8 protein-coding genes are annotated in these 5,221 nt (G+C 62.3%); 3 read left to right on the top strand and 5 right to left on the bottom strand.

Annotation, left to right across the window (positions count from 1 at the left end; genetic code table 11):
* Window positions 1-244 precede the first annotated feature (244 nt).
* Window positions 245-760 carry a Spy/CpxP family protein refolding chaperone gene (locus tag ACXJL8_RS33315; RefSeq protein WP_456622333.1) on the bottom strand — a complete coding sequence of 172 codons (516 nt, stop codon included), beginning with the start codon at window positions 758-760 and terminating at the stop codon, window positions 245-247.
* 274 nt (window positions 761-1,034) lie between these two features.
* On the bottom strand, window positions 1,035-1,157 hold the full coding sequence (locus tag ACXJL8_RS33310) for a hypothetical protein (protein WP_456622332.1): 123 nt from the start codon (window positions 1,155-1,157) through the stop codon (window positions 1,035-1,037).
* Between the two features lie 27 nt (window positions 1,158-1,184).
* Here ACXJL8_RS33310 and ACXJL8_RS33305 point away from each other — a divergent pair, with 27 nt between their 5' ends.
* The 3 genes from ACXJL8_RS33305 to ACXJL8_RS33295 all read left to right on the top strand — a co-directional run bounded on the left by ACXJL8_RS33305 (window position 1,185) and on the right by ACXJL8_RS33295 (window position 3,587).
* Window positions 1,185-1,364 carry a hypothetical protein gene (locus ACXJL8_RS33305; protein WP_456622369.1) on the top strand — a complete coding sequence of 60 codons (180 nt, stop codon included), beginning with the start codon at window positions 1,185-1,187 and terminating at the stop codon, window positions 1,362-1,364.
* Between the two features lie 69 nt (window positions 1,365-1,433).
* Window positions 1,434-3,131 carry a GMC family oxidoreductase gene (locus ACXJL8_RS33300; protein WP_456622331.1) on the top strand — a complete coding sequence of 566 codons (1,698 nt, stop codon included), beginning with the start codon at window positions 1,434-1,436 and terminating at the stop codon, window positions 3,129-3,131.
* Between the two features lie 21 nt (window positions 3,132-3,152).
* The gene (locus ACXJL8_RS33295; RefSeq protein ID WP_456622330.1) at window positions 3,153-3,587 is read left to right on the top strand and encodes a bleomycin resistance protein; all 435 of its coding nucleotides are present in this window, start codon (window positions 3,153-3,155) and stop codon (window positions 3,585-3,587) included.
* Between the two features lie 60 nt (window positions 3,588-3,647).
* Here ACXJL8_RS33295 and ACXJL8_RS33290 read toward each other — a convergent pair whose 3' ends face one another.
* The 3 genes from ACXJL8_RS33290 to ACXJL8_RS33280 form a co-directional block, all read right to left on the bottom strand.
* Window positions 3,648-4,598, bottom strand: a complete 951-nt coding sequence (locus tag ACXJL8_RS33290; protein ID WP_456686321.1) for a hypothetical protein — start codon at window positions 4,596-4,598, stop codon at window positions 3,648-3,650.
* Window positions 4,599-4,751: 153 nt separating this feature from the next.
* Complete coding sequence (locus tag ACXJL8_RS33285; RefSeq protein ID WP_456686322.1) at window positions 4,752-4,904, bottom strand: hypothetical protein; 153 nt, start codon at window positions 4,902-4,904, stop codon at window positions 4,752-4,754.
* 52 nt (window positions 4,905-4,956) lie between these two features.
* On the bottom strand, window positions 4,957-5,221 hold a 265-nt coding region (locus ACXJL8_RS33280), incomplete at its 5' end, for a hypothetical protein (protein ID WP_456686320.1).

The raw sequence follows: 5,221 nt of genomic DNA, 5'->3' as shown, positions 1-5,221 counted from the left end.
GCCAGATGCAGGGCTGGCTGTTCAGCCCGGCCGTGCCGGCGGCGAAGTTGAGGCAATTGCTGTCGGCGCAGGCCGTGGCGGCTTAGAACGGCGATATCTTGGGAAACGGAATCAGCGGCGGTCGTTGGTCGCGCATGCCGCCTGGGGATGTCGGCCTTGGCAAAGGGGACATCGCCCAGGCTTAAAGTTAGTTAGCCGCGCAGATTGAGGCCGTCACGCGGCGGGTATGAATTAACATCCTGCTTCAGTCCTCATCCTCGGCCTGCGCACGACGTCGTTCCACGACATCGCTCATGTCATGAAGTACAAGGACCGCGAGGGCCCCCATGCGCTGCCTCTGTTCGGGATTGAGGGTCTTGTAGAGTGGCTGCCACGCCTCGGCGAGTTTATCCAAATCGGCTGATCGTTGAGCCAATGCCTCCGAGCGTCGTTGCAGGAAGGCGATGGGATCACGATTGCGCATGCTTTCGACGGCATTCTGGTCGGCCCGTCGACCCACTGTTTCCGAGATTTTTGCAACACGGGCCTTCCGATCCTCCGCTCTGGCACGAATGGCGCTCTCGACAGGCGGCCAGAGCTTTTCCTGGTCAGGTGTCAGCTGCAACGCGGCCTTGGTCAAATCGATCCGCATGTCCACCAGCGTATTCCGGTCCACTGCGTTTAGCCGTTCTGGCGTCGCAGGGGACGGAGCTTGCGCGCTGGCAATCGACGGTGCGGCAAGAAGGAGTGCAGCTGTTCCGATCACTACTATTTTCATCATCGGCGACCTCCTAGGTGAGTAGCCCCCAGGCACCACGCTAACAATTGTCGACAGGGCGATGTGGCATTGATTCAAATCAAGGGAATTGGAGAAAGAATTGTGGCGCGCGGGCCGAGCGAGACCTGCGACATGTCCGTTCTTGCGCCGCCATTCTGACGAGCGGACGTCAACCCTTGATCGCAGCACAGCGCGACGCGGCGTTCGTCAGACCAGCAACAAATAGAACGCCCCGGGTGGATTCCCCGGGGCCAGGTTGCTGGATACCGAGATTGAACTAATAACGCGCCGTGACCGGCGTCGTGTAGCAGCCGAAGCCGTAGTTGAAGCGCAGGGTGATGATGTCGATGTCCTGGCTCACCCCATTGCCCAGGAGGGTGACCCAACCGGGAGTAACCACGCCTGCGTTGTCACGCCCCCTCCAGAGATGGTCGTATTCAACACCGGAGGACCAGTTCGGTGCGAAGCCGAAGGCGTCGAGACCGAAGCGCAGCGCGAGGTGCTGCGGCAGCTCGGCTGCACCCAGATGCAGGGCTGGCTGTTCAGCCCGGCCGTGCCGGCGGCGAAGCTGAAGCTGTTGCTGTCGAAGCAGGCGGTGGCGGCGTAGCCCCCGCGCGTGACCTCACGATAAAATCACGCTACCCTCCCCGGGCAAGAACAACAGGAAGCGCCAATCGTGTACGACTTCATTATCGTGGGCGGCGGCTCGGCGGGGTCCGTGCTGGCCCACCGGCTCTCCGCCAAGAGCGCCAACAAGGTCCTGCTGTGCGAAGCCGGACAGGACACACCACCCGGCAACGAGCCGGCCGAGATCAGGGACAGCTATCCGGGCACGGCCTATTTCGATCCGCGCTTCCACTGGACCGAGCTGAAGGTCACGACCCAGATCGTCAGCCACAACAATCCGAACGAAGGGCGTCCGCCCTTGCGCAAATACGAACAGGCGCGCGTGCTGGGCGGCGGCTCGTCGATCAACGGCCAGATGGCCAACCGCGGCGCACCGACCGACTACGATGAATGGGACGCGCGCGGCGCCACCGGGTGGAGCTGGAACGAGGTGCTGCCCTTCTTCAAGAAGGTCGAGCGCGACCTCGATTTCGACGGGCCGTACCACGGCAAGGACGGCCGAATTCCGGTGCGTAGAATTCCGCAGGAGCACTGGACGCGGCATTCGCAGGCGTTCGCGCAAGCCTTCCAGCAAGCCGGCCATCAGTTCGTGCCGGACCAGAATGGCGAGTTCGTCGACGGCTATTTTCCGGTGACGCACTCCAATCAGGCCGAGCAACGCGTCTCGGCCGCAATGGGCTATCTCGATCGCGACACGCGCCAGCGCGCCAACCTGACGATCTCGACCAACACGCAGGTTCGAGAGCTGCTGTTCGAAGGCACGCAGTGCGTCGGCGTGAAGGCAATGGTGGACGGACGGGAGCAGGAATTCCGCGGCCGCGAGATCATTCTCTCCAGCGGCGCCATCCATTCGCCGGCGCATCTCTTGCGCGCCGGCATCGGCCCGGTCGGCCACCTCAAGGATCTGGGGATTCCCGTCCTGATGGGACTGCAAGGCGTCGGCCAGCGCCTGATGGATCATCCCTCGATTTCGCTGTCGTCCTTTGTCCGCCGCGGCGCGCGCATGAACGAGCATACCAGGCGCCACATGCAGCTTGGCCTGCGCTATTCGTCCGGGTTGCCGGGCGTGCCGAAGGGCGACATGTTCGTCGTCGTGATCAGCAAATCGGCCTGGCACGCGGTCGGCGCGCAAATCGGCTCGCTGCTGACGTTCGTCAACAAGACCTATTCGGAGACCGGACAGGTCAAGCTCGCCTCGCGCGATCCGCAAGCCGAGCCGATCGTCGAGTTCAACCTGCTGTCCGACCGGCGCGACCTCGATCGCCTGATGAGCGGTTTCCGCAAGATGGCGGCGGTGCAGATGAGCGATGTGGTCAAGGCGGTGACGGACAAGCCGTTCCCGGCGGCCTATACCGACCGCGTGCGCAAGATCGGCGTGGTCAACACCAAGAACAGGATTCTGACCACGATCGCCGCGGCAATGATGGACGGGCCGGCGGCGCTGCGCCACTACATGATCGACAATTTCGTGGTCGAGGGCTTCAGCTTCGACGACGTGATCAACGACGACGAGGCGCTGGAGGCCTTCGTGCGCAAGGCGACCATCGGCGTGTGGCACGCCTCATGCTCATGCCGCATGGGCCGGGCCGACGATCCCATGGCGGTGGTCGACCCCCAGGGCCGCGTCAAAGGCATCCAGGGTCTGCGCGTCGTCGACGCCTCGATCTTCCCGGTGGTGCCCTGCGCCAACACCAACTTCCCGGTCCTGATGTCGGCGGAGAAGATCGCTGCGGCGATGATGCAGTGAGCCGCAGGAAGCGAGCTAGTCATGGAAACATCGAACAACAGATTGCCCATTGGCGGCTTTGCCCGGCTCGTCCCTGAGCTGGACGTGTTTGACCTGGCGCAGAGCGAGGCGTTCTGGTGCGGAATACTGGGTTTCCAGATTGCGTATCAGCGACCTGAAAGCCGCTTCATGTATATCGAGCTGCAGGGCTCCCAGGTCATGTTGAACCAGCGAAATGGCAATTGGGAGACTGCGACCCTTGAACGTCCATTGGGACGCGGGATCAACTTCCAAATGTTCGTCAATTCCGTCGCCCCTCTTGTCGAAGCCCTGAGGCGGGCGAATTGGCCGCTGTTCAGGGATTGTCACGATGCCTGGTACAAGGTTGCAGGCGAAGAACGGGGCAATCGGCAGTTCCTGGTGCAAGACCCTGATGGTTACCTGCTCCGTTTTGCGGAAGACCTTGGCAGCAGGTGATCGCCCCGGTCATCTTCACGTTTCGAGACATTGTAAGCCGCCGCCATTGCGCGCTCCGGACTACGAGTTCTGCGGGATGAAGCGGCTGAAGGACGGCAGCCTGACACAAAGCTTGACGATAAGAGGAAGCGCGAGCACCGGGATCACGCACGCGGCAACATAGCCCTCAGCAAGAGATGGCAGACCGAAGCTGGCCGCGGCCCACACGAGGGTGACGTTACGGTTTCCGCTCACGAGGCCTATGGTTCCGGCGGTCTGCAACCCCAGCCTCGCGAATGTCACGGTCGCGAGCGCGCACAGGCCAAAATTGGCGACGATTGCAACGGCGAGCATCAGGTCGAAACGCAGGGCGTTGCTGGTCCATTGCGCCCGTATGCCCTGCGAGGTGGCGAGTCCCACGATGATGAGCCCGATCACGGCGACCCCTGTGGCTGCGCGTTGATCGGGCAGGACGGCAATCAGATGGCGACGGAACCGCATGGCCAGAAAGGCCACCGATCCTGCGGCACCGATAATGCCGAACAGYCGGATCGCCAGCCCGCCCATATCGAATTCAATTCCCAGCCCGAGCACCATGGCAAAACACGGAATCGAAATCGGCGTCAGCAGGGTCAGCGCAATGGAGACGARCAGCGCGAGACGCGGTCGCAAACCAAGCATCCCCGCAATCGCCGCGGCGCTTCCGACCGGCGGCGCCAGCAGCGACAGCAGAACGCCGGCCCGCAGCGCAGGATCGAGCGGAACAAGGGACAGCAGAAACGCGGCAGCCAAAGGCAGCGCGAGGCCAATCCAGACAAGCACCAGCGCGATCAGGGGGAGACGAATGCCGCGTTCAGGGGGAGCGAGCCCGGCCGTGAGAAACGAGCCAAGCGTCAGAAGAAATGCTGAAAAGGGCAAAAGTTCGTAGCCGAAGTGAGCGAACGGAGYGATCAACAGCCCTGCGCAAAGCGAGATCACCAGAAGCAGCGGTCCTTGTCCGCCAACGGTGGACAGTATCCGGCCAACGTACATATCGGCTCCTCATTTGCATGCGCTTTGAAAACCATGCTTCGGCCGTGACGCGCGGCGCGTGCCTCGCGTTACACGGATTGAAGCTTGTCAAAATCGTCGCGGGTCCTCCGAGGGACGGCGCGTCGGGGTTCGTGAGTCACGCCACTGCGAAGGTCAGAACAATCCGGGGCTCAAATCCAGGCCATGGGTTCGCGACAGCACGAACACAAAGGCGCATGCTGCGCACAGCAAGAGAACGTGTTTCGCCACGTCGGCACCGGTGACCGAGAGGAACGTGYGGGAAATCGCGCGCATGATTGCCGTCAATGCCACCTCCAGGTTTTCAAATCCAATGAACCAATAGCGTCATCGGCAACTGTCAGTCGGTCCGCGAAGCGAAGGCCAAGGCAGGGCCGCCTCGTTCGGTTGACGCTCGCTCAATGAGGATGGCGCCGATCACGTGAACGACACCGAAGCCCAGAAGAATGAGGATCATCAGGCGCGTCCCGCCGCGCCGCGCGTTTCCGTCACGCGATATTGGAGATTCGGCCCGCATTGCAGACCCGGCACGAATGTCATTTTTCACGGCTTTTCCTTTTTTGCGCTTTCGCAGGCTTGCGTAGCGACCGCGCGGACCCTTGGTC

It is taken from the genome of Bradyrhizobium sp. P5_C11_2, assembly GCF_054049755.1.
Note: the sequence above shows the minus strand (reverse complement) of the source record. Positions and strands in the feature narration are given on the sequence as shown.

Excerpts from the sequence above, each read along its gene's own strand:
- ACXJL8_RS33295 (WP_456622330.1), top strand. The coding sequence starts at position 3,153 with ATGGAAACATCGAACAACAGATTGCCCATTGGCGGCTTTGCCCGGCTC.
- ACXJL8_RS33315 (WP_456622333.1), bottom strand. The coding sequence starts at position 760 with ATGATGAAAATAGTAGTGATCGGAACAGCTGCACTCCTTCTTGCCGCA.
- ACXJL8_RS33305 (WP_456622369.1), top strand. The coding sequence starts at position 1,185 with ATGGTCGTATTCAACACCGGAGGACCAGTTCGGTGCGAAGCCGAAGGC.